The sequence below is a fragment of the Nonomuraea sp. NPDC049378 genome, assembly GCF_055586745.1.
On record NZ_JBVJHP010000003.1, the window covers coordinates 175,409 to 200,460 of the forward strand.

The following is a 25,052-nucleotide window of genomic DNA, read 5'->3' on the forward strand; positions in this document are numbered from 1 at the left end:
GCTGGTAGGCGCGGCCGGCGAGCGCGTAGCGTCGGAGACATGTCACCACTTGAGCTCGACTTCGACTCCTGCTACCGGGCGGTCTCCGCCAGGGACGCCCGGTTCGACGGGCGCTTCTACACCGCGGTGACGACGACGCGGATCTACTGCCGCCCGATCTGCCCGGCCCGTACGCCGTCGTTCCGCAACGTGCGGTTCTACCGGCACGCGGCCTCGGCGGAGGCGGCCGGGTTCCGCCCGTGCAAGCGCTGCCGTCCCGAGCTCTCCCCCGGCGACCCCGGCTGGGACATCCGCGGCGACCTCATCGGCAGGGCGCTGCGGCTCATCGACGACGGCGCCGCCGACGAGCAGGGCGTCGCCGGACTGGCCAGACGGCTGCACATCACCGAACGCCACCTGCACCGGCTGTTCGTGGCCGAGCTGGGCGTCGGGCCGCTGGCAGTGGCGCGGACCAAACGGCTGCTGCTCGCCAAACAGTTGCTGACCGAGACGGACCTGCCGGTCACGGAAGTGGCGTTCGCGGCGGGGTTCGGCAGCGTCCGGCAGTTCAACGCGACGATGCGGGAGACGTACGGCTTCACGCCCAGCGAGCTGCGGGCCACGGCCGGCCGGGTGGCGGCCAGGGCCGCCGACGCCGCCGGGCCCGTCACGCTCCGGCTGCGGCTGCACCGGCGCGAGCCGTACGACGCGGACGGCGTGTTCGGCTTCCTGGCCTCACGTGCCATCCCCGGACTCGAGGTGGCGGACCGCACGTCGTACGCGAGGACCGTGCCCGGCGGCACGATCACGCTCACCGCCCAGCACGACCACATCGCCCTCGACGTGGCGGTGGACGACACGCGGCAGCTCACCCGGCTCGTGGGCCGCTGCCGCCGCCTGCTCGACCTCGACGCCGACCCCGGCGCCATCGCGGAGGCCCTCGGCCAGGGCTCGCTCGCCCCGCTCGTCGCGGCGCGGCCCGGGCTGCGGGTGCCGGGCACGTTCGACGGGTTCGAGCTGGCCGTACGCGCGGTCGTCGGCCAGCAGATCTCCGTGGCCGGCGCCCGCACCCTGCTCGGCCGCATCGTCGCCAGAGCCGCCGCGCCCGGCGGGCTCTTCCCCACGGCCGCCCGGCTCCTGGACACCGACCTCACCGGCCTCGGGTTGACGAACCGCAGGATCGCCACCCTCAAGGACCTGTCGGCCCGCCTGGCCGACGGGAGCATCGACCTCGACGGCGGCCAGGACCCCTCCGACGCGGTGGCCGGACTGCTCGCCGTCCCCGGCATCGGCCCGTGGACGGCGAGCTACGTCGCGCTGCGTGCGCTGCGCGACCCCGACGCCTGGCCCGTGGGCGACCTCGTGCTCGACAAGCGCATGGCCGCCCTGGGCATTCCGCACGACCACATCGAGCGGTGGCGCCCGTGGCGGGCGTACGCCGCCCTGCACCTCTGGAGCTCATCATGATCACTGCTCGGCTCGTTCCCACGCCCATGGGCCCGCTGTCCCTGCTGTCCCGCGAGACGGTGCTGGTCGCGGCCGGCTTCACCGCCGAACCCAAGGAGATGTACGCCCGCCTCACCCCCGCCCTTCAGTCGGAGGGCCTGGAGGTCGCGGACGGTCCCGGCCCTGCCGGGGAAGCCGTGCTCGCCTACCTGGCGGGCGACCTGGAGGCCCTCGACGCCATCCCGGTCTCGCAGCCCGGCACGCCCACCCGCAAGCGGCTCCACGCCGCGTTGCGCGAGGTCAAGCCGGGCACCACGGTCACGTACGCGGAACTCGCCGCGCGGGCGGGGCTGCCACGGACGGCCGCCAGGGCGGCGGGCTCGGCCTGCGCCCAGAACCTGATCGCGCCTTTCGTGCCGTGCCACCGGGTGCTGCCCAGCGGCGGGGGGTACGGCGGCTACTACTACGGCGTACCGGTCAAAGAGTGGCTCCTCAACCACGAATCCGGAGGAATTTCTAACTCTGAGTAATGACTCGACAACATTCGGTAATGTGTTCGGCATGCCGACACAGGAACACGAATACCTGATCGAGCTCTGACCTCGTCCTTTCGTGTCTGCCCGACCTCATGCTCGACAAAGTGATCAGGGAGCTCAGGATGGCCATGGCAACCGACAACCCCAGAAGCGCAGTGGTGCGCGCGTGGCTCGCCGAAGGCAAGGCGGAGGGCGAGGCGAATGCCGTCCTGCTGATCCTGGAGGCGCGGGGCATCTCGCTCCCCGACGAAGCACGGGCCCGCATCCTCGCCTGCACCGACCTGCACACCTTGGAGTCCTGGGTGCGCAAGGCCGCCACCGCTAAGAGCGCCGACGACCTGTTCCGCTAGGACAACCCGTGCACGGCCGGGACGACCTCGTGCCGGCCGTGCACGTGATCGGGCGAACGCCGGCTCAGGGCTTGACGTTGCTCTGGATCTCCCCCACCGGCGCGTCGCGGGTGGCGCCGACCTCGACGGGCGCGAACTGCACCGGCACCACGTCGTCGACCACCTCGACCGGCCAGACGGTGGAGACCGTCAGCGTGTACTTCTCGCGCGGCTGGTCGATCGACGAGCGCAGATAGCGCACGCCGCACGAGAACGTGCCCCCCTTGGTGTACGGCTTGCCGGCCGGCCCGCACCCCTCCTCGTGCACCTCGGCGCGGTCCTTCGTGGTGCCCGGGTCGATCGTGATGCTCTCGAGCGTGGCGACCACGGTCGCGCTCATGACACCGGGGATCGTCGCGGTCACCGACCTGCGCGGCTCGCCGATGCCCTCCAGCCACACCCAGGTGGGCAGGTTCACGTAGCTCCTGGCGTCAGGGTTCAGCTTGACCGTGGGCTCGGGCACGGTCAGCGCGGCTCTGGCGATCTCGGCAAGTTCCCGGATCGTGATGCCGGATGGCGGTGTGGTGCCGGGTGGCACGAAGATGAACGGGTCGAGACTGGCGAAACAGGCCTGCCCCTTCGGGTCGGCGGCGTTGTACGCGGGCCCCCACCAGCGCCCGTCCTTTCCGATCTTGTCCTCGAACTGTTTGAGGAACGCCTGCCACTTCTCCTCGGTGGGGTTCTCCGTGAACCTGAACCAGTAGGCCCGCAGGCTTTCCTGCGACTTGAGCATCTCGTTCGCGTCCAGGCCGGGCTCGTACCAGCATGGTCGCTTGAGCACGTAACCGTCGCTCTTACCGCCCCTGGTCCCGTCGCCGGACACGACGATCTTCGAGTGGGCGAGGTTGATGCCCCTCGTGAGGCCCTCCTGGACGGGGGTGCCCACGGTCCGTCCATCATCCTTGGGATTCGTCGCGCCCGCCAGCACCAGCAGCGCGGCGACGGCGATCGAGCTCATGGGGTTCATCGCGTGCACCCTTCCTCGCCATAACCGAACGATCTGATCCGCCACACCCCGTCATCGCCGCGGTGCGCGAGCACGGACTGGAGGTACGGCTCGCGCACGAAGGCGGGCTGAGGCTCGACGGCCTCCCCCGTGCGCGCCGACAGCACGCGCACCTCCGACTCGTCCACGCAGGCGTTGACCTGCGCGCCCTTGCCCACCAGCGCGGCGACGCGCAGGTTGTAGAGCCGGGCTTCGCCTCTCACGGTCATGTCCTCCTCGGTGTATCCGTGCACCCAGTCGTACGCTTCGCGGACCGCCGTGAGTTCGAGATCCAGATCCTTCAGGTATCGATCGCTTCCGGAGACGAGCGCCTTCCTGGAGGCGACGTAGTAGCCGGTGACGAGCTTCAGCAACGGGTCGGGGTCGTCGGGCCACTCGATCCGCACCCGCAGCTTGTCGCCGCCGATCTTCAGGGTTTCCGGCCCTGAGGCGGGAGCGGCGCCGCTCTCGCTCTTCGACGGGCTCGGGGCCGGCTGCCCGCTCGCGGGCGACGCGGCCTCCTGGGGCGTGTACGGCCGCTCGGCCGGCCCGCATCCCGCCAGAACGCCGGCGCCCAGCCCGAGGAAACCCAGCACCGCCATGACTCGTCTCATCGAATCTCCTTAAGCGTGGAGACCCCGGGCTTCAGCCTTGGGGAGGAAACGCGGCACAGCGCCGCATACCGAACACACGAACGATGCTTAACCGATCGCGTGGTACATGGTGACGCGTGGTGCAGATCGCGAAGCGGGCCTGCAAATACCGCTTCCACCCGACCCCCGGCCAAGCCGAAGAGCTTGCCCGGACGTTCGGCTGCGTCCGCCTCGTCTACAACAAAGCCCTCGAACAACGCACCCGCGCCTACACCATGGAAGGCCGCCGCCTCTCCTACGTGGAGTCGTCGGCGAAGCTGACCGAGTGGAAACGCAGCGGCGACCACGGCTTCCTGTTCGAGGTGTCGTCCGTGCCGTTGCAGCAGGCGCTGCGCCACCTTCAGGCGGCATTCGCGCATTTCTTCGCCAAACGGGCCCGGTATCCGACCTTCAAGAGCAAGAAGAAGGCGCGGGCGTCGGCTGAGTACACGCGGTCGGCGTTCCGGTGGCGCGACGGGCAGTTGACGCTGGCGAAGATGGACGCGCCGCTCCGGGACGTGAACGCGGCCAAGAACGTGCTCGCCGCCGGGCTGGCGGAGAGCTGAAACGCCTGTGGAGCCGGTGTAAGACCTCAAGGGCGCAAGCCCGGCGGGCGGCTGGCGGTGAAGCAGGAAGACCAACCGGCGACGGTTGGAATCCCCCGGCTTCAGCCGTGGTGAGGAAGTCAAGCCGACGACTCCCTCACCACATGCATGCGCCACGTGGGCAGCAGCTCCTCGATCAAGGCCTCGGTCTCCGGCGCCATCCCGCCGCCGTACGGGTGGGAGGCCGCCCTGCGGGCCAGGCCCTCGGCGACGGCGCGCAGGCGCACGATGTCCTCGGTGGCGTGCGTGGCCCGCAGCAGGTCGCGCCAGAGCCCCTCGTCGTCGGCCGCCAGCAACAGGCCCGCGCGTACGGCGGCCACCGCGGCGTCCGGCCGGCCGTGGGCGAGCCTGAGCTCGCAGAGCTGGTGGGCCGCGTCGGCCACCCCGGCGGTCACGTCGTACTCCAGGTCCTCCGCCGCCAGCCAGGCGTACCTGCCGGGCGGCCTGCCGGCCAGCAGCGGGCCTCTCACCAGGCCGAGCGCCTTCTCCAGCAGCACGGCCATGGCCGTCGGGTCGCCGTGCGCGCGGCGTACGAGCTCGCGGAACAGCGCCCAGTCCGTACGCACCTCGGGCCCCAGCCGCAGCCGGCCGGACTCGTCGGTGAGCAGGTGGTCGGGGCCCAGCCATGCGGCGACCCTGGAGATCGTGGCGTCCCTGACCGTGGTCTGCACGCCGCGCGGCCACAGTACGCCGCCGAGCACCGCGGGGTGCACGCCGCCCGGATGCGTGGCCAGGTACACCAGCAGCTCGGCCGCCAGCTCCATCCGGCCTTCCTCCAAAGGGCTCAGGCCGGCGATCTCGAGCGGGCCGAGCACCCTGATCTCGACCGCGGGCGGGTGCAGCCCCGCCAGCGGTTCGGCCTCGGGGATGGCCTCGCCGTCGAGCCGGTCGGCCGTACGGAAGAGGTCGACCAGCGCGCGGTAGTGGCGGCGCGGCAGCAGCTGGGCCTCCACCTCGAAGCCCAGCTCTGCGATCCTGGCCCTGCCGTCGTCGCCGATCTCCATCGTCCACGTGGCGTGCGGGACGTCGCCGGCCACCACGTAACCGGCGGTGTCGCGGCGGGCCAGCAGCGCCAGCCGCCTGGCCTCCTCGTGCGTGGGCGCCACCGCGGACAGCAGGTAGTGGGCGACGTTGTGGCCGCCGCTGATACGCCCGGTCAGCACCTCTCTGCGCGGGGCCGCGTTCGCCTCCAGCTCGGGCAGCACCTCGGCCAGCCCGCCGACCGCTCTGATCCGTTCGGGGGCGATCGCGGTGAGCTCCTGGCCGAAGCCGACGAGCGTGATGCGCATGCGGTCGGACCACCGGTTGGTGGCCAGCTCGACGGCGAGCGCCGCGAGCGCCGCGGTGGTCTGCGGTCCGCGCACGTTGATCAGGCCCTGGGCGGCCTCCAGGTCGATGAGCACCCGCCCGCCGGCGTCCGTGCCGATGGAGACCAGCCCCGGGTACGGCGCCCCGCCCGCCTGCTCCTGGCCGCCGTGGAGGTCACTCCTGCGGTCCGGCAGCAGCCGCCCCTCGTGCGCCGGGAGCCGCCAGACCTGGCCGCCGTCCTGGGCCGTCCAGGGCGCGGGCGGGTCGTTGTCCGGCGGATGGATCCACAGGTCGAGCGTGCGTGGCGACAGGTGCGCGCCGTACACGGTGGGCGGGGTGCGGTGCTGCGCGGCCAGCTCGGCGCCGAGCAGCCGCAGCCCGACGTCCAGGATGCGGGCGCCGGGGGCGTCGCCGCCGAGCCTGAGCGCCACCTCGGCCTCGGCGGCGTCGTCGCGCGGGCGGGCGATCCTGCGGCCGGAAAGGCGCCGCCACAGCTGCTCCCTGCGCCGCCTGGCCAGCACGAACAGCAGCCCGGCCGCGGCCAGCGAGGCGGCGGCGAGGTAGTCGGTCAGCTCGCCCTGGCGCTCCTGGATGACCGGCTGCCGGCCGTCCTGCGCGCCCGGCTCGGTCTGGCGGTGTTTGCCCTCGTGCCCGGGCGTCCCGCGCTCCTCGCGCTCCTCGCGCTCCTGGCGCTCCCGCCGCTCCTCGCGGTCCGCGCGGTCGTCGCGCTCGGCCGCCCTCTCCCCGCGTCCGGGGCCCGGGTCGGCCCTGCCCGGGTGCTCGCGCAACGTCTGCTCGCGCGGCTGGTCGGCGGGGACGACGTGCACGTTTCTCGCGTCGTCCGGCATGTCGAGCACCCAGCCGGGCCTGATCAGGTCGGCCATGCGCAGCCGGGTACCGTCGGGCTGCTCTTTCGCCTGGTTGAGCCGGTAGATCTCGGGATAACGGCGGCCGTCCCCCAGGCACTTCTCGGCGATCTCCCACAGGCTCTCGTGGTGGCGGCCGTGCGGCGGCTGCACGACGTACACCTTCCTGGTCTCGCGCGTCTCCAGCTCCTGCTCGACGATCGGCGCGGAGTAGGCGACCGCGGTCACGGGCGGCGCTGCCGGGGTCGGCGTCAGCTGCGCGACCGGCGCGACCATCGCCCCGGCCGTGAACAGCAGCAGCACGGCCGAGACCAGCTTGTTGGCCAGCACCTGCATGCCTCCGGAGAGCGGCACGCGGGCGGGCATGCCGACCCTGCGCACCCCGGCGTACACCTCGACCAGCACGCACACGAACAGCTGGAACCAGGCCAGCCACACCAGCAGCACCAGCACGGCCACGATCGTGCTCGGCCCGACCCGGCTGGTGAGCACGCCGAGATCGAGCAGCTCGGGCGCGATCGGCGGGCCGACGAAGGTGAGCAGCGCGTACGGCACCCCGCCCACGAGCGCGACCAGCACGACCAGCGCGCCGAGCCCGGCGAGCACGTCGCCGGCGCTGCGCCTGGCCGGTACGCGCACAGGCACGTGACGTCCTGGTGGACGCGCGGGCACTCGCGTCTGCTCTCGCGGCGGCATCGCCTCTCCCTCCTCTGTTCCAGCGTCGTGTCTCGTGCGTTCCGCATCCATCGAGTGGTCGGTTTCGGTCTATCTCGCTTCCGGGGCGGCGCTGGCCTCGCCGGTCATCTCCGAGCCGGGGAACCCGATCGCGCTGAGGAAGAAGGCCTTCCACCGCACCGTCACGGTGACCGTGACCTGGGCCTGCCCCTGTTCGACGGCGCACTCGCCGCGGGTCACGTCGCCGCCGCCGTGCGCCTGCACGATCTCGTCGGCCCTGCCGCACACCTCGGCATCGCCGAGCAGCCGGGTCTCGCCCGTCGTGCGGAGGTGGTCGACGTCGACCTGGTCGGCGCCGGCCCTGGCGGCCTGCTCGGCCACGTCGGTCGCGCGCAGCCGGGCGTTGATCGCCGCCCCGCCGTCCACCAGCAGCCCGGCCAGCAGGAACACGACCACGGAGAACAGCACGGTGAACACCGACATGGAGCCCCGCTCGCCGGCCCTCATTCGATCCTCCTGAACTGCTCAAGTGGCACCACCGCGGTGCCGGTCAGCTGCTTGGTGCCGCCGAACCCGAGGAAGGCCAGGTCGAGCTCGCACGTCACCTCGGCCTCGACGTGGCCGCCCTGCTCCCACTCGGACCCGTCGAGCGAGACCGACGAGGACTGGCAGCGGCCGTCGAGCACGCTCGTGGTGATGGCCTCGGCCGCGGAGCCGGCGTCGTCGAGCGTGCGCTGCACGGACGCCGCGCGGGCGGCGTCGCGGGCGGCTCCGTTGACCCGTCCCTGCGCCTCGACCAGCACTCCTGCTCCGGCCAGGAAGAGCAGGAACAGCAGGAAGACCGGGGCCAGCATCACGGTCTCCACCGCCATGGAGCCGCGTTCGGCCCGTCTCATCCGCAGTCCTCGCCGCCGTCGTCGGGGCGGAAGCACTCGACGGGCCCGCCCGCGGTGGCGGTGATCGTGAACGAGAGCTCGGGCAGCAGCGGGATGACCTGTACGGCGTTGCCGGTCACCGTGACGAAGCGCTCGTCGGGCTCCTTCTCGGACGTCGTTGCGGTGGCGTTGCCGAGCAGCTGGGGGCCGATGGCACGCACGATGTCGGTGGCCTTCGCGGTGGCCGCGCCCTCCCAGTCGCCGGAGTCGAACGGGGCGGACCTGGCCACGCGGGCGCCCTCCCTGGCGGCCGCCTCCGCGACCTGCCGGCCGTGGAACCAGAGCGCGACCTGCACGATGAGCAGCACGACGGCGAGGATGACCGGCATCAGCATGGCCAGCTCGATCACCGTGGCGCCGCGCTCGCCCTCCGGCTTATTCGCCTCCGCCGCCATCGCCGCCACCGCCGCCGAAGGTGCCCTGGATCTCGCTCTGCTTCTGCTCGACCAGGGTCTTGATGAGCGTGGCCAGGCCGAGCGCGACGCCGGCGATGATGGCGGTGATGATCACCCATTCGACGGCGGACGCCCCGCGGGTGGGCGCGGTCCTGGCACGGTGGATGCGCACGCCGAGGTACGCGGTCAGATAGATGATCCAGGGATGGTTCATCATGCCCCCAACATCTTCATAGCGGCGGGATAACTGAGAAAGATCACAAAACCGGCGCAGAGCAGGAGCTGGGCCACGAGCATCGACTGTGACCGCTCGCCCGCCCTGCCCTCGATCTCGGCCAGCTCGCGGCGGCGCAGCGTGGCCGCCCTGGCCGTCAGCGAGGCGCGTACTTTGGCGCCGTCGTCGGCCACCAGGCCGAGCGCGGCCGACAGGTCGCGCAGCTCGTCGACGTTGATCTCCTCGCCGAGCTGGCCGAGCGCCTGCCACGGAGTGATGCCGACGATCCTCGCGCCGGCCAGCGCGTCGCGGATGCGGCCCATGGCCCAGTTGGGCTGCTCGCCGCTGACCGAGACGGCCATCATCAGCGCCTCGGGGACGCCGCGGCCGCCGGCCAGGTTCATCGAGACGAGGTCGAGGAACGCGCCCACGACGTGCCGGAAGTCGCGCCGCTTGGCCGCCGCGTCCTTCTTCACCTGCAGGTCGGGCAGGAAGAAGAACACGACCGCGACGAGCACGGCGGACCAGAACGGGATGGCGAGCGAGGTGCCCCACTCCATGAGCACCAGCCAGCCGAGCAGCAGCGGGAAGGCCAGCAGGCCGCCGGCCGCGAGCAGCACCTTCGTGGCCAGGAACGCCTCGAAGGAGCGGCCGACCAGCGCCAGGTCCGATCGGACCGACCTGACCTCCCAGCCGCGGGCGCTGTACAGGCGGGCCAGCCGCACGCCGAGGCCGCGGCGGAACGCGCTGACCTCCTCGTCGGGCAGCAGGAGCTGGATGCGCGGCGCGCCCGCGTCCTCGCGTACGGCGTCGAGCGCCAGCAGCCGCGCCACCAGCCCGGGACGGGCGGGGAAGAGCGCCCTGAACAGTATGAGCAGGCCGAGCCCGATCACGGCGCCGGCCAGTGCGCCCTCAACCATCGCCGCCTCCTCCCATGAGCAGCCGCGTCGGCTTGTCGAACCTGGCCAGCCGCCGCATCCAGGCGAACCCGGCCCCGAACAGCCCCGCCACGACCACGAGCACGGCCTGGCCGAGAGGGCCGTCGTACTCCTCGACGTAGGAGGGGTTGAACACGACGAGGATCCCGGCGAAGGCCAGAGCGGTGATCACCACGATCTGCACGCTGCGCCGGGTGGCGCGGCGCTCGGCCTCGACGCGGCGGCGCATGTCGAGCTCCTCACGGGCCGAGACGGCCAGCGCGCCGAGCACGTCGCGCAGGCCGGGACCGCGCAGCCGGGAGTTGAGGATGAGCGCGGCCACCACCAGGTCGGCCGAGGGGTCGTCGAGCTCGTCGGCGAAGAGCGCGAGCGCCTGCGGCAGCGCCATCCTGGTGTGCAGCCGGTCGATCATGGACCTTAGGTGGGGCCTGAGCGTGGGCGCGGCGGCCCTGATGGACGACGGGATGGCCTGTTCGAGCCCGGCCGCCCCGGCGATCGTGTCGCGCAGCGACTCGGTCCAGGCGGCGAGCCCTTCGAGGCGGCGCATGGCGGCGCGCTCCTCGGCCGCGCCGCCCGACAACCCGCGCCACGCGAACACGAGCAGCACCGTGCCCACCGCCACGACCGGCCAGCCGGTGACGATCAGGACCAGGGCGGCGGCCACGGCGGCGATCGCGGCGCGGGTGGTCAGCATCTTGACCAGGTGGCGCCTCGGCCGGGGCGGGCGGGGGCGCAGGCCGTACAGGGCGATGCAGAACAGGAAGAGGCCGCCGCCCGCCACGGCGCCGGCGAGCAGCGCCAGCGGGTCGAACGTGAACGCGCCCATGCTCACCAGCCCCCCAGGGTGTAGCCGTGGGCGGCGAGCTCCTCCATGCAGGAGATCGGGGCGTGCGGGACGGCGGCGCCGTCGGGGCCCGGCGCGAACACCTCGCTCGACAGGACGCGGCCGTCGCAGCCGTTGACCTCGCGGATGCTGGAGACGTAGCGGCGCAGCGTGCCGCCGACGTGGTAGTCGTTGCGCTTCTCGACGAAGACGACGAAGTCGATGGCGCCCGCGATGAGCATGTGGGTGGCGTCGATGGGCAGCCGCTCGCCGGCCTGCAGGGCGTAGGTGGAGATGCGGTTGAAGACCTCCATGCTGGAGTTGGCGTGGATGGTCGACAGGGAGCCGTCGTTGCCCTGGGTCATCGCGTTGAGCATGGTGACGATCTCGTCGCCGAGCACCTCGCCGACGATGACGCGGCTGGGATTCATGCGCAGGGAGCGCCTGACCAGCTCGGCCATGGAGATCTCGCCCTGCCCCTCGGAGTTGGGCAGGCGCTGCTCGAAGGCGACGACGTTGGGGTGGAGCTCGGGGAACTGGTCGAGGCCGAGCTCGAGGGCGCGTTCGACGGTGATGAGGCGCTCGCCGGCCGGGATCTCGTTGGCCAGCGCTCTGAGCAGGGTGGTCTTGCCGGCGTTGGTGGAACCCGCGATCATGACGTTCTTGCGGGCGGCCACGGCGGCCGTCAGGAACCTCGCGACGTCGGGACTGATCGTGCCGTTGCCGGTCAGGTCGGACAGGAAGACCTTGCCCAGGCGGGCGCGGCGGATCGACACGGCCGGCCTGACCGTGACGTCCATGACGGCGCTCAGCCGGGACCCGTCGGGCAGCCGCAGGTCGAGCTGCGGGTTGGCGGTGTCGAACGGCCTGCTGGACAGCCCGGAGTAGGCCGCCAGGATCTGGATCAGCTCGATCAGCTCGTCGTCGGAGTCGGCGACCGGGTCGTGCATGAGCTCCTGGCCGTCGGCGTAGCTGACGAAGACCCGGTCGCAGCCGTTGATGTCGATGTTCTCGACCTGGGCGTCGTCGAGCAGCGGCTGGAGGCGGCCCACGCCGAACAGGGCCGCGTGGATGCCGGCCGCGAGCGCCTCCTCCTCCTCGACCGTGGGCGGGGTGCGGCCGAGCCCGATCTCGCCGCGGGCGTGCTCTTCCAGCACCTGGGAGATCAGCGCCCTGGCGAACTGGCGCTCGTCCTCGCCGGTCATCGCGGGCAGGCCGTTGGCCTGGTCGAGCCGGCGCTGGTGGGCCAGCCGGTCGCCGACCTCCTGGCGGAAGCGCTTGACGAGCGAATGGTCGATCATCGGTGGCTCACCAGCCTTCCCGCGAGGTCGCGTGCCGTACGGATCAGGAGGGAGCGGTCGAGCCGGCCGCCCCACTGCCCGCGCAGGAGTTCGGCGCCCTTGGGGTCGTGGGCGAGGCCGTAGACGTGGGGGACGCTGTTGCCGACGATCCGGCGCACGTCGTCGATCGAGGCGCGGTAGTTGCGCGGGTCGGCGATCACGGCGACGCCGTGCGCCTTGGTGATCTGCAGCCGCTCGCGCAGGTGGGCGACGTGGTCGAGAGTGGCCCGGGTGAGCAGCACGACCTGCTCGGCCTCGGCCATCAGGTCACCGAGCTGGGGATGGGCGCCGAGCCGGCCGCAGTCGGCGATCACGTCGGCGTTGGGGACGGCCGCGAGCGCCCGGCCCAGCGGGCCCCACAACCAGGTGAGCCCGGCGGCCTGCTCGCCGTGCGTGAGCCCGGCCAGCACGTCGAGCCCGCCGACGATCTTCTGCGTGTGCTGGTGGATCTGCGCGGGCTCGAGGCCGCGCCGGGCGGTGGCGCCGAGCGTGAGCAGGCCCTTGCCTGGGTTGAGCACGCCGCCGTCGGCGGCGGGCAGCCGGTAGGCGAGGTCGCCGCCCGCGGGGTCGCATTCGGCCAGCAGCACGGGCCGCGGCCAGACCGCCGCGAGGGCGGTGGCCGCAGTCGTCACACCCGGCGCGCCCTTGTCGGCGGCCAGGACGATGAGCGCCACGTCAGCGTGCCCCCGGGAGCTCGGCCACCGCGATCTCCCCGCCGGAGGCGAATGCCACGATTTCCGGCGACGCCGAGGAATCGACGACCACCGTGATCTGGCCGGAATTTCCCGTGCGGGACTTGTCGCCGACGGAGAAGACGAGCGCGCTCGCGGCCAGGACCCGGCTTTCTCCTTGGCTCGCCCGGCTCGGAACGTGCACCAGCTGAACGCGGTCGCCTTCTTTCAGGCCCGCGGGCATTTGACCCGGCTTGAGCGCCAGCCCGACGGTGGCCTTTCCCTCGCCGAGCTCGCTGCTGGCCTTGGCGCCCATCTGGTTGGTCAGCAGGGTGCCGGGCAGGATGGTGACGGCCGCGAAACTGCCGACGACCTGGTCGAGCTGCGACCAGCTGACGTAGTCGACGCCCTCAGCGGCGATCTTGACCTCTTCGAGCGCCTGCGCGGTGAACTTCTGGCCTGCGCCGATCTGCTGGGTGACGCGGATGGCGGAGACGCGGTCGCCGCTGCGCAGGACGAGCAGCGTCGTGGCCAGCGCGCCGCCCAGGATGAGCAGGACGGCCAGCGCGGCGAGGGCCGGCTTGCGTTCGCGGGGTGGCACGGGGAGCTTGCGCGAGGCCGGGCCGGACAACCCCGCCGCCGCGTCGGCGGCAGGCTTTTCACTGGTCCTCATGGGTGGGGGGCTCCCGAAGTGAATTGCGGAATTCACGCCATTATGTGGGGCTTGACGTGGTGACGGGGGCGGAATGCGAGGACCAATGCTCGTTTCGCAGGTGGCGGGATGTCAACTCGAAATAATCGATGCCTATTGTTTCTAACGAGTTGACGGGTATTGATTTTTCCGGCTAGTCGCCACTTTGATCACAGCAGCCACTTTTTTCACACCTTTATGGCAACATATCGGTCCAAGTCGCTGCAGATTCCCCATGCCATTGCCGTCAACTCACGCGCCTGTTCCCGCTCCGGGCGTTACCTTTGGCGCCCGAGGTCGACCGAGGAGACGGCACCATGCGGATCATGCTCACCGTGCTCGGCGGGCAGGGCGACCGTGACGTCGTGATCGACGGAGACGACGGCGCCACGGTGGCGAGGGTGAGCGAGGCGCTCAGCGATCAGGGGCCGCTGGCCGACGTCGTCCGGCTGCCCAGAGCCCGAGCCCCCTACGGGCTGTCCGCCGACAGCCCTCACATCCCCCAGCCGCGCAGGCCGCAGCGGGACACCCGCGGGCCGGCCGGCCACGCGCCCGCGCTCTGGCGCGACGGCCGCCCGCTCGACCCGCGCGCGCCGGCCGCCGCCGTGCTGCGCGACGGCGACAAGGTCACGCTCGACGCCCGCCTCGCCCGCGCCACCGTGGTCGAGGAGCCGGGCGGGGTCGCCGAGGTGCGGGTGGTCGGCGGCCCCCGCGCGGGCACGGTGCACCGGCTGGGGCTCGGCGTGCACGTCATCGGCTCCGACCCGATGTGCGCGATGGCCGTCGACGATCCCGCCCTGGCTCCCGAGGCGGTGGCCGTACGCGTGACACCCGACGCGATCACCGTGGAGCGGGCGTGGCGGGAGCCTGAGGATGCGCCCAGGCTCAAGCTCAAGGGGCGGTGGGCCGACGAGGTCGCCGAGCTCACGGCGCGGGTCGCGGAACGCGAGGCCGCCGAGCTCACGGCCGGCTACGGCGAGACCCCCGAGCTCGACGGCCGGCCGCTCACCGAACCCGTCGACTGGCCCGACCAGGCCGTGCTGACCTGCGGCTCGTCGGTGTTCGTGCTGACCTCGATCGAGCCGAAGGACGCCCACCTGGCCCCGAGGAGCGAGGGCGGCGTGGCCTACAACCGCCCGCCGAGGCTCCGGCGCCCGGAGCCCGAGCGCACGTTCGTCAGGCCGAAGGAGCCCGCCAGGAACGAGGGCATGCGCCTCCAGCTGCTCGCCGCCTTCCTCCCGGCCGTGCTCGGCTTCACCCTGGCGATCGCGCTGCAGCAGTGGTACTACCTGCTCGTCGCCCTCATGACGCCGGTCATCATGATCGGCCAGTGGTGGAGCGACCGGCGCCACGGCAAGAAGCAGCACAAGAAGGCCGTCAAGGAGCACAAGGAGCGGCTCCAGGCGTACGACGAGGCCGTGGAGCGGGCCAGGGTGGCCGACGAGGCGGTCCGCAGATCCAACGCGCCCGACCCGGCCCAGGTGCTGCTGACGGCCACCGGCCCGCGCAGGAGGTTGTGGGAGCGCAGGAGCCACGACGACGACGCGCTCAGGCTGCGGGTGGGGCTGGCCGACCTGCCGGCCGACCTGGAGCTGTCGGAGGAGCAGGGCGGGCGCATCGAACCGCCCGTCTGCCGTTCCGTGCCGGTGGCGCTGCCCATGCGCCGGCTGGGCGTGGCCGGCGTCACCGGCTCCCGCGAGGCCGCGACCGGCCTGGCCGCCTGGCTGATCGCCCAGGCCGCGACCCTGCACAGCCCGCGCGACCTGGCCGTCGTGATCGTGTCCGCGCACGCCGACGGCGAGCAGCGCTGGGGCTGGATGCGCTGGTTGCCGCACTGCTCGCCGCAGTCGGGGCAGGAATGCGTGACGCTGGCCGGCACCGATCCCGAGTCGGCCGCCCGGCGCGTCTCCGAGCTCGCCCAGCTCATCGACGAACGCCAGAACACCGCGATCCCCGAGCTGGGCAAGATCCCCACCGGGTGGGACGACCTCGGCGGGCCAGAGAAGCCCACGTTCTCCTCCTACGACGTGCGCCCGTACGACGTGCTGGTGGTGCTGGACGGCGCCCAGGTGCTGCGCGGGCTGCCCGGGATGCCGCAGGTGCTGCGCCAGGGGCCGCGCTGCGGCGTGTACACCCTCGCCCTCGACGAGGACCAGCGCCTGCTGCCCGAGGAGTGCCAGACGGTGGCCGCGTGCGGCGACGACGGCCTCGCGCAGCTGCGCGGCGGCGGCCTCGACGTCATCGGGCCGGTCCTGGCCGACCTCGTCTCACCCGGCTGGTGCGACCGGCTGGCCAGAGCCCTCGCCCCGATCCGCGACGTCAGCAGGGACGACCCCGCGGGCAACCTGCCCGGCGCGGTGCGCCTGCTCGACCTGATGGGCCTGCCCGACCCCTCCGGCGAGGAGCTGGCCGCCCGCTGGCGGGAACGCGGCACCACCGAGGCGCTGATCGGCGTCGGCCCCGACGGCCCCTTCTCGGTCGACCTCAAGCTCGACGGCCCTCACGGGCTCATCGCCGGCACCACGGGCGCGGGCAAGTCGGAGCTGCTCCAGACGCTCATCTGCTCGCTCGCGGTGGCCAACCGGCCCGACCAGCTCACGTTCGTGCTCATCGACTACAAGGGCGGCGCCGCCTTCAAGGAGTGTGTACGCCTGCCGCACACCGTCGGCATGGTCAGCGACCTCGACGGCCACCTGACCCAGCGCGCCCTCGACTCGCTGGCGGCCGAGATCCGCCGCAGGGAGCGCCTGCTGCTGGCGGCCGGGGCCAAGGACATCGACGACTACACCGGCCCCCCGCTCCCCCGCCTGGTACTGATCATCGACGAGTTCGCGGCGCTGGTGGCCGAGCTGCCCGACTTCGTCACCGGGCTGGTCGACATCGCCCGCAGGGGCCGGTCGCTGGGCATCCACCTGATCCTGGCCACGCAGCGGCCCGCGGGCGTGGTCACCGCCGACATCCAGGCCAACACCTCGCTGCGGATCGCGCTGCGGGTGACCGAGCCCGCGGAGTCGTCCGACGTCATCGACCTGCCCGACGCGGCCCACATCTCCAAGTCGACGCCCGGCCGCTGTTACGTGCGCTCGGGCGTGGGGACGGCGACCGCCGTGCAGACGGCCAGGGTCGGCGGCCGCAGCCCTGCCGCCGGCGGGCCGGCGCGCGCGGGGAACGTGCGGGTGCTGGAGGTCGGCTGGCGCTCGCTGGGGCGTCCGCTCCCGCCGCCGCCGGAGCCGGAGGAGGACGCGACCGGCACGGACCTCGGGCTCGTCGCCGACGCCCTCATCGAGGCCGCCCGCCTGGCGGGCGTCCCCGCCCAGCCCAGTCCCTGGCTGGAGCCGCTGCCCGCCGGCCTCGTGCTCGACCTGCCTTCCGCCGGGCGTCCCGTCCTGGCCGCCCCGATCCCCGACACCGCCGCGTACGGGGAGGCGTTCGTCGAGGTGGCGCCGTTGCCGTTCGGCGTCACCGACCGGCCGTGGGCCCAGGACCGGCATGCGCTGGCGCTCGACGTGGCGCAGGGCGGTCACCTCCTCATCGCGGGCGCGGCCCGCAGCGGCCGGTCGACGGCCCTGCGCACGATCGCGGGCTCCGTCGCGGCCCACGCCTCCCCGTCGGACGTGCACGTGCACGCGATCGACTGCGGCTCGGGCGCGCTGCTGCCGCTGGTGGCGATGCCGCACTGCGGCGCCGTGGTGACCCGCGACCAGCTCGACCGGGTGGAGCGCCTGCTGACCCGCCTCAAGGCGGAGGTGGGCCGCCGCCAGCAGCTGCTGGCCGAGGCCGGGCACGCGTCGCTGGCCGAGTACCGGCAGGCGGGCCACCGGCTGCCCTGGCTGGTGCTCATGCTCGACCGCTGGGAGGGCTTCGTCGCCGCCTTCGAGGGTTACGACTACGGCCGCATGATCGAAGGGCTGCTCCAGCTCCTGCGCGAGGGCCCGGCGGTGGGCCTGCGGGCGGTGGTCACCAGTGACCGCTCCGGCCTGCTCGGGCAGGTCTCGACGGTCTTCGACGACCGGCTGCTGCTGCGGTTGTCCGACTCGTCCGACTACGGCCTGGCGGGGTTCCCGCTCAAGGGCCTGCCCTCGTCGGTGCCGCCGGGCCGGGCGCTCTCGCTGGGCGAGCACGGCATCGTGGAGCACCACATCGCCCTCCTGGACGCGGACCCGGCCGGACCCGCGCAGGTCGCCGCGCTGCAGTCCCTGGCCCGCGCCGCCGCGGGCCGAACCGGCACGGCCCCAGACCCGAAGCCGGGCCCGGCGCGCGAAACCGGCACGGCCCCGGGTGCGAAGCCGGGCCCGGCGCACGAGGCCGGCAGGGGTGTCTGGCGCTGGGAGGGGGATCCGCCGCTGCGGGTGGACGCGCTCCCGATGCGCATCACGGCGGCCCAGACGCTCGCCCTCGACCCTGCCTTCAGCCCGCCGTCGCCGCTGTGGGCGCTGGCCGGCGCGGGCGGCGACGCCCTGGCCCCGCTCGGGCTCGACCTGCTGGCCCACGGCCCCGGCGCCGTGATCGCGGGGCCGGCGCGTTCCGGCCGGTCGTCGGCGCTGCTGACAGCCGCCCGCTCGCTGATCGCCCGCGGCACCCCCATCGTCGCCGTCGCCCCGAGGCGCAGCCCGCTGAAGGATCTGGACGGAGCCGTGGCGGTACTCGACGGCAACGCCACCGACCTGCCGGAGATCGTCGCGGACCTGCACGGCTACGTCGTGGTGGTGGACGACGCCGAGCTGGTCAACGCGGACGGCCCGCTGGGCGCCGCCCTGGAGGAGGTGCTCAGGTCGGGCAGGGACGGCGACCACGGGCTGCTCATCGCCGGCGTGACCGGAGACCTGGCCGTCGCCTACCGCGGGTTCGTGGCGGAGACGCGCAAGTCGCGTACGGGGCTGCTGCTGGCCGTGCAGAGCCAGGCCGACGGCGACCTGTTCTCCATCCGCCTGCCGCGCGGCGCGGCCGGGGGCCCGCCGGGGCGTGGCTTCCTGGTGACGACCGGCACCTTCACCCCCGTCCAGGTGGCGCTCCCCGGCGGCCCTTAGAGGTCAGACATCCCTGGAGCCGGGATGTCAAGCAGCGAGATCGTTTTGTCGGTGCGGCCAAGCGGTTGCCTGGCCGTAGCGAGTGTGTGTTCTAGGCCGTCTTTCATAAGGCCTGAGCCACAGCTCCGGGTCGAAGGCGGGCGGGCGTCCGCCCTTCGATCCACTGGCTCGCCGGTGGGCGTCCTGGTCGGCTTGCGGCTCGTCCTGCACCCCACCGGGCGGCTCCTTCTGCAGGTGGCCCTCCCGGTGGTGCTGACTGCGGGGCTGGGGTGCGAGCCGAGTTGGCTCATGCGCCATTGCACGGGCCTGGGCAGTCTGGAACGCCCGCCGGTCAACCACCGACTCTCCGAACCGGCTGACCCGTCGCCGCGTCGATGATCTCGCGGTCGCCCAGAGGGCTCGACAGCCGGGCATAACTCAGGACTACGCCTGTGTCCACGGCGCAGGTCTCCTTCAGCGTGTCCACGTCGGAGACGAGATAGCTGTCCGTGTCTCCAGCGCGCTGGCCGGTCACCGAGAGCACCACACGTGTGGGTGTCTCCTGGGCGGTGACCGGGTGGGTGGCGCAACTGTCCGAGACGCCCACCACCAGTGTGTCAGCGGCAGCCGGAGGAGTGGCTTCGTGCAGGGTGCCGTCCTCCCATAGGTACGCAGGCAGCCCACGCTCGTGGTCGATGACGAGGTATCCCTTCAGCGGCACCGGGACGGACGGGCCTACGCCGTGCTTGGGCGTGCTGATGAAATCGCTCCCCCAATGGCCTGCCACGAGCGCGTCCATTTCGCGTCCACGCTTGACATCGTGGTCGACGACGAAGAAGACGGTGACCGCCAGGATCGCTAATGAGCCGCCGACGAGCAACGACGCACTCCGCCAGCTCATCCTCGTCCACACTGTGATCAGTTTGATCGTCAGCAGAGCGACAGCGGGCACGGCAATAGCGAACAGGATCTTCACGCGACGACCATCCAACGGATCGGTTGCAGCCCACCTACAGGTGGCTACTTTGGGTGCCTGCGCGCATGAGCGCCGTTCGGGCTGAGCTGGTAGGGCCGACGACGAAGTCGTGACCGACCAGTGGGGTGACCACGGAGGTTCGCCGGGTCGGGTGACGCACCGATCCAGGGGTGCGCGGTGGCGGGCTGATCGGTCGCTCTCGATGGCAGCAGGTTGTCGTCGAGGGTGAGGTGCGTGGGTGGCAGAGCCGGTCAGGGCACGACGGTTGAGCGAAGACGAAGGCCGCCGGTTGCAGCAGATCGTGCGCCGGGGCAGACACGAGTCGATCCGGGTGCGGCGGGCGTTGATCATTATGGCGTCGGCGTCGGGGACTCCCGCTCCGGCGATCGCGCGGCTGGTCGCGGCGCATGAGGACACCGTCCCGGGATGTGATCCATGCCTTCAACGAGCGGGGGCTGGCCGCGCTGGACCCTCGGTGGGCGGGAGGCCGTCCCCGCCTGATCAGTGATGAGGACATCGCGTTCATCATCCAGACGGCCCGCTCCCGCCGAGCTGCGCGAGCAGCTGCCCACCCGATCAGCGGTCAAGCTCGCCAATGTTCGCACCTGGTTGCGGCCTGCCGGTGATCTGGCCGACCCGGCCCAGGGGGTCAACGTCGCGCTGCGTCGCCTGGCCATTCGTTACCGCTCGCTCACCGCCGAGATCGCCGCCCGGCTGCTGTCCGCCTGCGGCGATAACCCCGACCGGCTGAATCATCCGCTGCCTGAAGCGCTACGTCGCCCGCGAGTTCTACAAGGCCCTGACCAGCCCGACAACTCACGGAAACGATCTTCTAGCAGTCGCTTGACACGACATAGGTGTAGCTCCCATCAGCCGTCGTCGGCGGGGCGGCGAGAGGGTCCGGCTGGGCGTGCTGGTCGCCGGCGGTGCGGTGTTCCTGCCGTGGGCTCTGTACTGGGGCTTGGCGCTGCCGTAGCGGGACCAGGAGCTCTGAGCGGCTCCTGGCCGATTCACCGGAAATCATGACACCTGAGCGCTCTATGCTGATTCCTGGGACTCGGGAGAGGTGAGATGCAGACCCAGAAGGACCTCTATCAGGCGCATCGGCTCATGCAGCAGCGCCTGGGCCTGGCGCTGCTGCAGGCCGAGCCCGACGTGCCCGAGACGCCGATGCGGCGGCACAACGTCGCCACGTTCTGCGGCATCATCGTCGCGGTGCTGATCATGGCCGCGTTCGGCATCTGGGGGCTGCTCAGCCCAGGCAACGCGACGAAGCTCGAAGAGCCCGGCAGGTTGCTCGTCGAGGAGGAGACCGGCGCCAAATACGTCTACAGCCAGGAGCAGCGGCGGCTGCTGCCGGTCGCCAACTACGTCTCCGCCCTGCTGCTGCTCGACACGTCGAACTTCGAGGTCAGAAGCGTCTCCGCCGCCTCCTTGGCCAAGTATCCGCGCGGGCCCCTGGTGGGCATCGCCGGGGCGCCGGACTCGCTGCCCGAGAAGGACAAGCTGGTCAAGGGGCCCTGGTCGGTGTGCGTGACCGAGGCGCCCGACGCCTCGGGGACGCCGGTGCCGTACGTCACGCTGGTGGGCGGCACGAACGTCGGCGGCGCGCATGTCGGCGCCGGCGCGCTGGTCGTCACGGACGGCAAGCAGTCGTGGGTCATCTGGAACGACACCCGGATGAAGGTGAACGACAGCGGCGTCCGCGCGCTCAACGCCCGGCCCAAGAAGGTGCCCCCGACCTGGATCAACGCCATTCCTCCCGGACCCGACTTCCTGCCGCCGAAGATCGCGAACCTGGGCCGGAAAGTACGCGGGCCGAGCGGTGGCCGGGCCGCCATCGGCCAGGTGTACACCGTGCAGGGCGTGAGCGGGGCCGCTGCCCGGTGGTACGTCCTTCTCGAAGACGGGCTCGCGCCCATCACCCTCACCCAGGCCACCCTGCTGCTCGAAGACCCCGCCATCAAGCGCGCCTACGGCAGGCAGGTCGCCAAGCCGCTGGAGATCGACGCCGCCACGGCGAACGCCAGGACCTCCCGCCAGAACCTCGCCGTGTCGGGGTTGCCCACCACCTTGCCGAAGGTCGTGCCCTCGTCGAGCCCGCTCTGCTCGGTGTACGCGGACACGCAGAACGGCTCGGCCCGCGCCAAGGTGACCGTCGGCGGCACCATGAGCATCCCGCCGCCGAGCTCGCGGGGCGACCAGGAGCACTTCGACCAGGTGCTGATGCCTGCGGGGGCGGCGGCGCTGGGCGGCCTCCTGCCCGGAGACGGGCAGAAGGGCTCAGTCCAGACCTACTTCCTGCTCTCCGACCAGGGACGCAAATATCCGCTCACGTCCGCCGACCAGATCAACAAGCTGGGGTACGGAGCGGAGGACGTGGCGCCGATGCCGGGCAACCTCGTGCACCTGCTGCCCGAGGGCCCGACGCTGGATCCCGAGGACGCCCGGTCGCCGTTGCAGGTGACGGCCTCTTAGGCGCGAGCCTCAGATGATGCCGCCCATCATTCCGCCGCCGCCCATGTTGGGCATGCTGGGCATCCCACCGTTCGTTGGCTCCAGGGTGCCCACGCCGTCCTCCTCCTCCGGAGGCGTGTACTCCACCCCGGTCGGGGTGTAGTCGGGCTTGGGACGATTCTGCGTCAGCGTCCCGGTCATCGAGGCGCACATGAAGTTGGCCATCGCGACGATGCCGGTCGTCACCATCAGCGTCTTGCCCAGCTTGACGCCCAGCCCTCTCACCACGACCGCCAGCGGGGTGATGGTCTCGTGGATGGCCACGTAGAGTACGTAGGCCAATTTGAACGGCTGAAGTTTGATCGCCAGCCAGATGGCGGCCACGGCCATGAGCACCGTGGCCACGGCCATGGCCACTTCCGCGGCGTAGTGATAGAGCTGAGCGACGAAATCCATGCTGCCGCCGACGCCCTTGAAGTGCTGCTCCGCCACGGCCATCTGGTCGATCAGGCTGTCCACCGCCTGGCTGAAGGCCTCCTCGGCCGGCCCGTGCCACAGGTCCTCGACCTTGGATTTGATGGTGGCCAACGTCTCCTTGATGCCGGCGAAGTCGGTCTCTCCGTCGCCGGTCGAGGGGGCCTGCCACTGCCCGGCGGCCTCCTTCATACCGCCGGGGTTGGAAACCAGAATGCCGATCCCCAGCGCGATCTGCTTGGCCACCGGATACTCGTAGAGGATCGCAGACGCCGTGGTCGCCATTCCGGCCGCGACGATGAGCTGCCATCGGTCGCTCGAATATCCCGTGTAATCAAGTGGCATCCGGCGCTGTCCCCATTCCTACTCTTCCCCGCCGATCACCTGCGGCGCGATGTCTATGTCGTCGAGCCAGTCGGCCTCGTCGCCGCGCACGTACTCGGGGTTCTCCCGTTCGCGTTCCTGCTGTCCGCCACCGGCTCCCGGCATCATCGGCATGAACGGCATGCCGCCCATCCCGTTCATGCCGGCGCCACGGGCGCCTGCCGCGCCGGGCTGGACGCCGGAGGTGGCGCCGCCCGACGGCGGGGCGGTGCCCATGCCAGGCCCGGACCCAGGGCCGAGGGACGTGGAGGGGTTCGGCACCGAAGGGTTCGGCACCGAGGGGTTGTAGCCCGCCAGGTCGGTGCCGTTGGGGTTGAGCGCGTTCGGGTCGAGCTCGGGGACCTCCCGGTTGAGCTGGTCCTCGAGGGAGGGGACGTTGGCCTGCGGCACGTTGGTGTCCGGCATCTCCGGCATGTCCGGCGACGGCACGTTGGTGTCCGGCATCTCCGGCTTCGGCACGTCGGTGTCAGGCATCTCCGGCGACGGCATGTCGGCACCGGGCAACTTGTCCGATGGCAGGCCGCCGTCAGGCAAGCCACCGTCCGGGAGACCGCCGTCAGGCAGGCCGCCGTCAGGCAGGCCACCGTCCGGGAGACCGCCGTCAGGCAGGCCGCCATCCGGCAGACCGCCGCCGAACGGGTCGGGCCCGCCTCCGGGATCATCAGGACCGATCTTGATGACTCCGTCGCTGTCCTTGTCGGCCCTGCGGTAGTTGTTCTCCAAAGACGCGAGGGCGGTTTCGTAGTCGGCCAGCACGCTCCTGGCCGTGGCTATCGCCTCGGCCGCGCTGTCCTTCGTCTGGTCGTGCGCGTAGTTGAGGCCGATCCCGATCACGCCGAACGCGGGAGGCTCCACGCGGATCCCGCCGGTCTGCTGGGCGATCCTGCCCATGTGCGGCGCCTGCTCACCGATGTCTTTGCCGGTCTGCTCGATCGCGCCGTGTTCCCACTTGATCTCGACGTTGCCGAAGGCTCCGGCATTCGGCATACCGGCTGGGAAGGTTTCTCCTGCGCCCATGGTCGCCCTTTCTCGCTGTAGGTCCGGAGCCGTACACCACGCCCGAACTACGGGGTCAGGCGATCGTGGACTGTGTGGTGCCCTCGGGGCCGCCCCACACGTCGTCATCCTCGGCGAGCCACGTCGTGCTCTCCCTGTCGTTCTCCTGGTCGCGACCGCCCGCACCGCCGCCCATCATGGGCATCATGGGGAAGCCCATACCGCCCGCTCCCGTACGCCCCGCGCCCGCGAGGGCCGCGCCGCCGTTGCCCGCGCTCCCGCCGCCGGGGACGCCGGTGCCCGTGCCGGGGCCTCCGGTCGTGGTCTGGGTCCCGCCGGGCGTGGTGTTCCCGAGCGAGGGGTCGTAGCCCGCCAGGTCGGTGCCGCCCGAGTTCGGTCCGGCCGCGGTGGGGCCGGCGACGGATCCGGGGTCTCCGGGGTTCGCGCCGTCGGGCATGCCGGTCTGGCCCGACGGAACGTTGCCCACGGAGCCGTCTCCGGGGCCGTCTCCGGGGCCGTCTCCGCCGGGCAGGTCGCCTGACCCGGGACGGTCGCCGCCGGGGTAGTTCGCACCCGGGTAGGCGCCGTCACCCGGCCCCGCCACCGCCGGAACGCCCCTGACCGAGCCGGGACCGAACGAGCTGGGGTCGTAACCGCCGAGGTTCGTGTGGTCGCCCACCGGCAGGCCGCCGGGCAGGCGCGGACCGTTCTGAAAGTCCGGCATCTCAGGTGTTACGACGATCGGGAGCGCCTGCTGCACCTCGCTGGGCAGCTGCTCGTAGTGCCCGACGATCCGCTCGTTGACGGCCTTCATGTGGTCGGCCGCCCGGTGGTCACCGCGGTTCGCGCTGTTGAACGGATTGAGCACGGCGGCGTAGTCGATGTCCTGGTCGGAACGTGAGTCGCGGTAGGCCGACTCGACGACGTTCATCTGGGCCCACCGCAGCGTCTCGCCGTATCCCTTCAGCGACCTTCCCATGGCGCCGAGCTTCGTGGCCAGCTCACGGGCGCTGGCAGCCAGCCCCTGCAACTGCAACTGGGTCTGGTAGGCCGCCGGGCCCTGATAGTGCTCCGCCAGGTCGGCCGCCTTCGTCTTCAGGTCGGCGGCGAAGCTGTTGAGCAGGGGCTCGGCCGCCTCGTAGTAGAGCCCGGCCAGCTTCACGGACCCGGGGTCCGTCTCGTCGATGTACCTCTTGACCTCGTCGATCGTGCTGTCCGTCAAACCGATGCTGGCGACGGTGCTCTTCATCCACGAGGCGTCGGGCGTCGAGGTGTCCAGCCTCGTGTCGTTGAGGTGGAGGGGGGTGGTGGTCGTCTCAGGCTCGGGCATG

At 71.8% G+C, this 25,052-nt stretch carries 22 protein-coding genes and 1 pseudogene; 7 read left to right on the plus strand and 16 right to left on the minus strand.

From position 1 onward, the window contains the following. The first annotated feature begins 39 nt into the window (after window positions 1-39). From ACZ6SA_RS08545 to ACZ6SA_RS08555, 3 genes are all read left to right on the plus strand, one after another. Window positions 40-1,446, plus strand: a complete 1,407-nt coding sequence (locus tag ACZ6SA_RS08545) for an AlkA N-terminal domain-containing protein (protein ID WP_347646725.1) — start codon at window positions 40-42, stop codon at window positions 1,444-1,446. Next, window positions 1,443-1,955 (plus strand): methylated-DNA--[protein]-cysteine S-methyltransferase, encoded by a 513-nt coding sequence (locus ACZ6SA_RS08550; protein ID WP_465827231.1) that lies wholly within the window; start codon window positions 1,443-1,445, stop codon window positions 1,953-1,955. Before ACZ6SA_RS08545 ends, ACZ6SA_RS08550 begins: the two co-directional genes overlap by 4 nt. A 128-nt stretch (window positions 1,956-2,083) precedes the next feature. After that, entirely contained in the window at window positions 2,084-2,311 is a 228-nt protein-coding gene (locus ACZ6SA_RS08555) for a hypothetical protein (protein WP_465827232.1), read from the plus strand. Between the two features lie 64 nt (window positions 2,312-2,375). Here ACZ6SA_RS08555 and ACZ6SA_RS08560 read toward each other — a convergent pair whose 3' ends face one another. Together ACZ6SA_RS08560 and ACZ6SA_RS08565 are read right to left on the minus strand one after the other, a co-directional pair. Beyond that, entirely contained in the window at window positions 2,376-3,317 is a 942-nt protein-coding gene (locus ACZ6SA_RS08560) for a hypothetical protein (protein ID WP_465827234.1), read from the minus strand. Then, window positions 3,314-3,949, minus strand: a complete 636-nt coding sequence (locus tag ACZ6SA_RS08565; RefSeq protein WP_465827235.1) for a hypothetical protein — start codon at window positions 3,947-3,949, stop codon at window positions 3,314-3,316. The genes ACZ6SA_RS08560 and ACZ6SA_RS08565 overlap by 4 nt, the downstream gene beginning before the upstream one ends. A gap of 116 nt (window positions 3,950-4,065) precedes the next feature. Between ACZ6SA_RS08565 and ACZ6SA_RS08570 the strand changes: the two are divergent. Further along, window positions 4,066-4,479 (plus strand): annotated as a pseudogene (locus tag ACZ6SA_RS08570) (RNA-guided endonuclease InsQ/TnpB family protein); the annotation flags it as partial. A 173-nt stretch (window positions 4,480-4,652) separates the two neighbouring features. On the opposite strand, the gene ACZ6SA_RS08575 reads toward ACZ6SA_RS08570, so the two are convergent. The 10 genes from ACZ6SA_RS08575 to ACZ6SA_RS08620 form a co-directional block, all read right to left on the minus strand. After that, window positions 4,653-7,391: a BTAD domain-containing putative transcriptional regulator gene (locus ACZ6SA_RS08575; protein ID WP_465827236.1), complete on the minus strand. Its 2,739-nt coding sequence runs from the start codon at window positions 7,389-7,391 to the stop codon at window positions 4,653-4,655. A 120-nt stretch (window positions 7,392-7,511) separates the two neighbouring features. Continuing rightward, entirely contained in the window at window positions 7,512-7,928 is a 417-nt protein-coding gene (locus ACZ6SA_RS08580; protein ID WP_347646719.1) for a TadE/TadG family type IV pilus assembly protein, read from the minus strand. After that, the gene (locus tag ACZ6SA_RS08585; RefSeq protein WP_443152969.1) at window positions 7,925-8,317 is read right to left on the minus strand and encodes a TadE/TadG family type IV pilus assembly protein; all 393 of its coding nucleotides are present in this window, start codon (window positions 8,315-8,317) and stop codon (window positions 7,925-7,927) included. The genes ACZ6SA_RS08580 and ACZ6SA_RS08585 overlap by 4 nt, the downstream gene beginning before the upstream one ends. Continuing rightward, window positions 8,314-8,751 (minus strand): TadE family protein, encoded by a 438-nt coding sequence (locus ACZ6SA_RS08590; protein ID WP_347646717.1) that lies wholly within the window; start codon window positions 8,749-8,751, stop codon window positions 8,314-8,316. Before ACZ6SA_RS08590 ends, ACZ6SA_RS08585 begins: the two co-directional genes overlap by 4 nt. Beyond that, the gene (locus tag ACZ6SA_RS08595; protein ID WP_246083657.1) at window positions 8,732-8,968 is read right to left on the minus strand and encodes a hypothetical protein; all 237 of its coding nucleotides are present in this window, start codon (window positions 8,966-8,968) and stop codon (window positions 8,732-8,734) included. Before ACZ6SA_RS08595 ends, ACZ6SA_RS08590 begins: the two co-directional genes overlap by 20 nt. After that, entirely contained in the window at window positions 8,965-9,885 is a 921-nt protein-coding gene (locus ACZ6SA_RS08600) for a type II secretion system F family protein (protein ID WP_465827238.1), read from the minus strand. The genes ACZ6SA_RS08595 and ACZ6SA_RS08600 overlap by 4 nt, the downstream gene beginning before the upstream one ends. Beyond that, window positions 9,878-10,729 (minus strand): type II secretion system F family protein, encoded by an 852-nt coding sequence (locus tag ACZ6SA_RS08605; RefSeq protein WP_347646734.1) that lies wholly within the window; start codon window positions 10,727-10,729, stop codon window positions 9,878-9,880. The genes ACZ6SA_RS08600 and ACZ6SA_RS08605 overlap by 8 nt, the downstream gene beginning before the upstream one ends. A gap of 2 nt (window positions 10,730-10,731) precedes the next feature. Then, the gene (locus ACZ6SA_RS08610; protein ID WP_465827239.1) at window positions 10,732-12,027 is read right to left on the minus strand and encodes a CpaF family protein; all 1,296 of its coding nucleotides are present in this window, start codon (window positions 12,025-12,027) and stop codon (window positions 10,732-10,734) included. After that, the gene (locus ACZ6SA_RS08615) at window positions 12,024-12,740 is read right to left on the minus strand and encodes a CpaE/TadZ family protein (RefSeq protein ID WP_443152973.1); all 717 of its coding nucleotides are present in this window, start codon (window positions 12,738-12,740) and stop codon (window positions 12,024-12,026) included. The genes ACZ6SA_RS08610 and ACZ6SA_RS08615 overlap by 4 nt, the downstream gene beginning before the upstream one ends. Window position 12,741: 1 nt before the next feature. Beyond that, window positions 12,742-13,410, minus strand: coding sequence for an SAF domain-containing protein (locus tag ACZ6SA_RS08620; RefSeq protein WP_347646713.1), 669 nt, complete (start codon window positions 13,408-13,410; stop codon window positions 12,742-12,744). A 335-nt stretch (window positions 13,411-13,745) separates the two neighbouring features. On the opposite strand from ACZ6SA_RS08620, the gene ACZ6SA_RS08625 reads away from it, so the two are divergent. After that, the gene (locus ACZ6SA_RS08625) at window positions 13,746-18,455 is read left to right on the plus strand and encodes an FtsK/SpoIIIE domain-containing protein (RefSeq protein ID WP_465827241.1); all 4,710 of its coding nucleotides are present in this window, start codon (window positions 13,746-13,748) and stop codon (window positions 18,453-18,455) included. A gap of 331 nt (window positions 18,456-18,786) precedes the next feature. Here ACZ6SA_RS08625 and ACZ6SA_RS08630 read toward each other — a convergent pair whose 3' ends face one another. Beyond that, window positions 18,787-19,410 (minus strand): hypothetical protein, encoded by a 624-nt coding sequence (locus ACZ6SA_RS08630; RefSeq protein ID WP_465827243.1) that lies wholly within the window; start codon window positions 19,408-19,410, stop codon window positions 18,787-18,789. Between the two features lie 407 nt (window positions 19,411-19,817). On the opposite strand from ACZ6SA_RS08630, the gene ACZ6SA_RS08635 reads away from it, so the two are divergent. Both ACZ6SA_RS08635 and eccB read left to right on the plus strand, forming a co-directional pair. After that, on the plus strand, window positions 19,818-20,036 hold the full coding sequence (locus ACZ6SA_RS08635; protein WP_465827244.1) for a helix-turn-helix domain-containing protein: 219 nt from the start codon (window positions 19,818-19,820) through the stop codon (window positions 20,034-20,036). Between the two features lie 445 nt (window positions 20,037-20,481). After that, the gene (eccB, locus tag ACZ6SA_RS08640) at window positions 20,482-21,888 is read left to right on the plus strand and encodes a type VII secretion protein EccB (RefSeq protein WP_465827245.1); all 1,407 of its coding nucleotides are present in this window, start codon (window positions 20,482-20,484) and stop codon (window positions 21,886-21,888) included. A 9-nt stretch (window positions 21,889-21,897) separates the two neighbouring features. On the opposite strand, the gene ACZ6SA_RS08645 is transcribed toward eccB, so the two are convergent. From ACZ6SA_RS08645 to ACZ6SA_RS08655, 3 genes are all read right to left on the minus strand, one after another. Beyond that, entirely contained in the window at window positions 21,898-22,686 is a 789-nt protein-coding gene (locus ACZ6SA_RS08645; RefSeq protein ID WP_465827247.1) for a hypothetical protein, read from the minus strand. A gap of 18 nt (window positions 22,687-22,704) precedes the next feature. Beyond that, window positions 22,705-23,712 (minus strand): hypothetical protein, encoded by a 1,008-nt coding sequence (locus tag ACZ6SA_RS08650; protein ID WP_465827248.1) that lies wholly within the window; start codon window positions 23,710-23,712, stop codon window positions 22,705-22,707. 85 nt (window positions 23,713-23,797) lie between these two features. After that, entirely contained in the window at window positions 23,798-25,051 is a 1,254-nt protein-coding gene (locus ACZ6SA_RS08655; protein ID WP_465827250.1) for a hypothetical protein, read from the minus strand. Between the last annotated feature and the right edge of the window lies 1 nt (window position 25,052).

What these genes read in the sequence shown, in the direction of transcription:
- ACZ6SA_RS08645 (WP_465827247.1), bottom strand. Translation starts at nt 22,686, where the DNA reads ATGCCACTTGATTACACGGGATATTCGAGCGACCGATGGCAGCTCATC.
- ACZ6SA_RS08650 (WP_465827248.1), bottom strand. Translation starts at nt 23,712, where the DNA reads ATGCCGAATGCCGGAGCCTTCGGCAACGTCGAGATCAAGTGGGAACAC.
- ACZ6SA_RS08565 (WP_465827235.1), bottom strand. Translation starts at nt 3,949, where the DNA reads ATGAGACGAGTCATGGCGGTGCTGGGTTTCCTCGGGCTGGGCGCCGGC.
- eccB (WP_465827245.1), top strand. Translation starts at nt 20,482, where the DNA reads ATGCAGACCCAGAAGGACCTCTATCAGGCGCATCGGCTCATGCAGCAG.
- ACZ6SA_RS08600 (WP_465827238.1), bottom strand. Translation starts at nt 9,885, where the DNA reads ATGGTTGAGGGCGCACTGGCCGGCGCCGTGATCGGGCTCGGCCTGCTC.
- ACZ6SA_RS08580 (WP_347646719.1), bottom strand. Translation starts at nt 7,928, where the DNA reads ATGAGGGCCGGCGAGCGGGGCTCCATGTCGGTGTTCACCGTGCTGTTC.
- ACZ6SA_RS08555 (WP_465827232.1), top strand. Translation starts at nt 2,084, where the DNA reads ATGGCCATGGCAACCGACAACCCCAGAAGCGCAGTGGTGCGCGCGTGG.
- ACZ6SA_RS08550 (WP_465827231.1), top strand. Translation starts at nt 1,443, where the DNA reads ATGATCACTGCTCGGCTCGTTCCCACGCCCATGGGCCCGCTGTCCCTG.
- ACZ6SA_RS08560 (WP_465827234.1), bottom strand. Translation starts at nt 3,317, where the DNA reads ATGAACCCCATGAGCTCGATCGCCGTCGCCGCGCTGCTGGTGCTGGCG.
- ACZ6SA_RS08595 (WP_246083657.1), bottom strand. Translation starts at nt 8,968, where the DNA reads ATGATGAACCATCCCTGGATCATCTATCTGACCGCGTACCTCGGCGTG.
- ACZ6SA_RS08635 (WP_465827244.1), top strand. Translation starts at nt 19,818, where the DNA reads ATGAGGACACCGTCCCGGGATGTGATCCATGCCTTCAACGAGCGGGGG.
- ACZ6SA_RS08610 (WP_465827239.1), bottom strand. Translation starts at nt 12,027, where the DNA reads ATGATCGACCATTCGCTCGTCAAGCGCTTCCGCCAGGAGGTCGGCGAC.
- ACZ6SA_RS08590 (WP_347646717.1), bottom strand. Translation starts at nt 8,751, where the DNA reads ATGGCGGCGGAGGCGAATAAGCCGGAGGGCGAGCGCGGCGCCACGGTG.
- ACZ6SA_RS08605 (WP_347646734.1), bottom strand. Translation starts at nt 10,729, where the DNA reads ATGGGCGCGTTCACGTTCGACCCGCTGGCGCTGCTCGCCGGCGCCGTG.
- ACZ6SA_RS08655 (WP_465827250.1), bottom strand. Translation starts at nt 25,051, where the DNA reads ATGCCCGAGCCTGAGACGACCACCACCCCCCTCCACCTCAACGACACG.
- ACZ6SA_RS08625 (WP_465827241.1), top strand. Translation starts at nt 13,746, where the DNA reads ATGCGGATCATGCTCACCGTGCTCGGCGGGCAGGGCGACCGTGACGTC.
- ACZ6SA_RS08585 (WP_443152969.1), bottom strand. Translation starts at nt 8,317, where the DNA reads ATGAGACGGGCCGAACGCGGCTCCATGGCGGTGGAGACCGTGATGCTG.
- ACZ6SA_RS08545 (WP_347646725.1), top strand. Translation starts at nt 40, where the DNA reads ATGTCACCACTTGAGCTCGACTTCGACTCCTGCTACCGGGCGGTCTCC.
- ACZ6SA_RS08620 (WP_347646713.1), bottom strand. Translation starts at nt 13,410, where the DNA reads ATGAGGACCAGTGAAAAGCCTGCCGCCGACGCGGCGGCGGGGTTGTCC.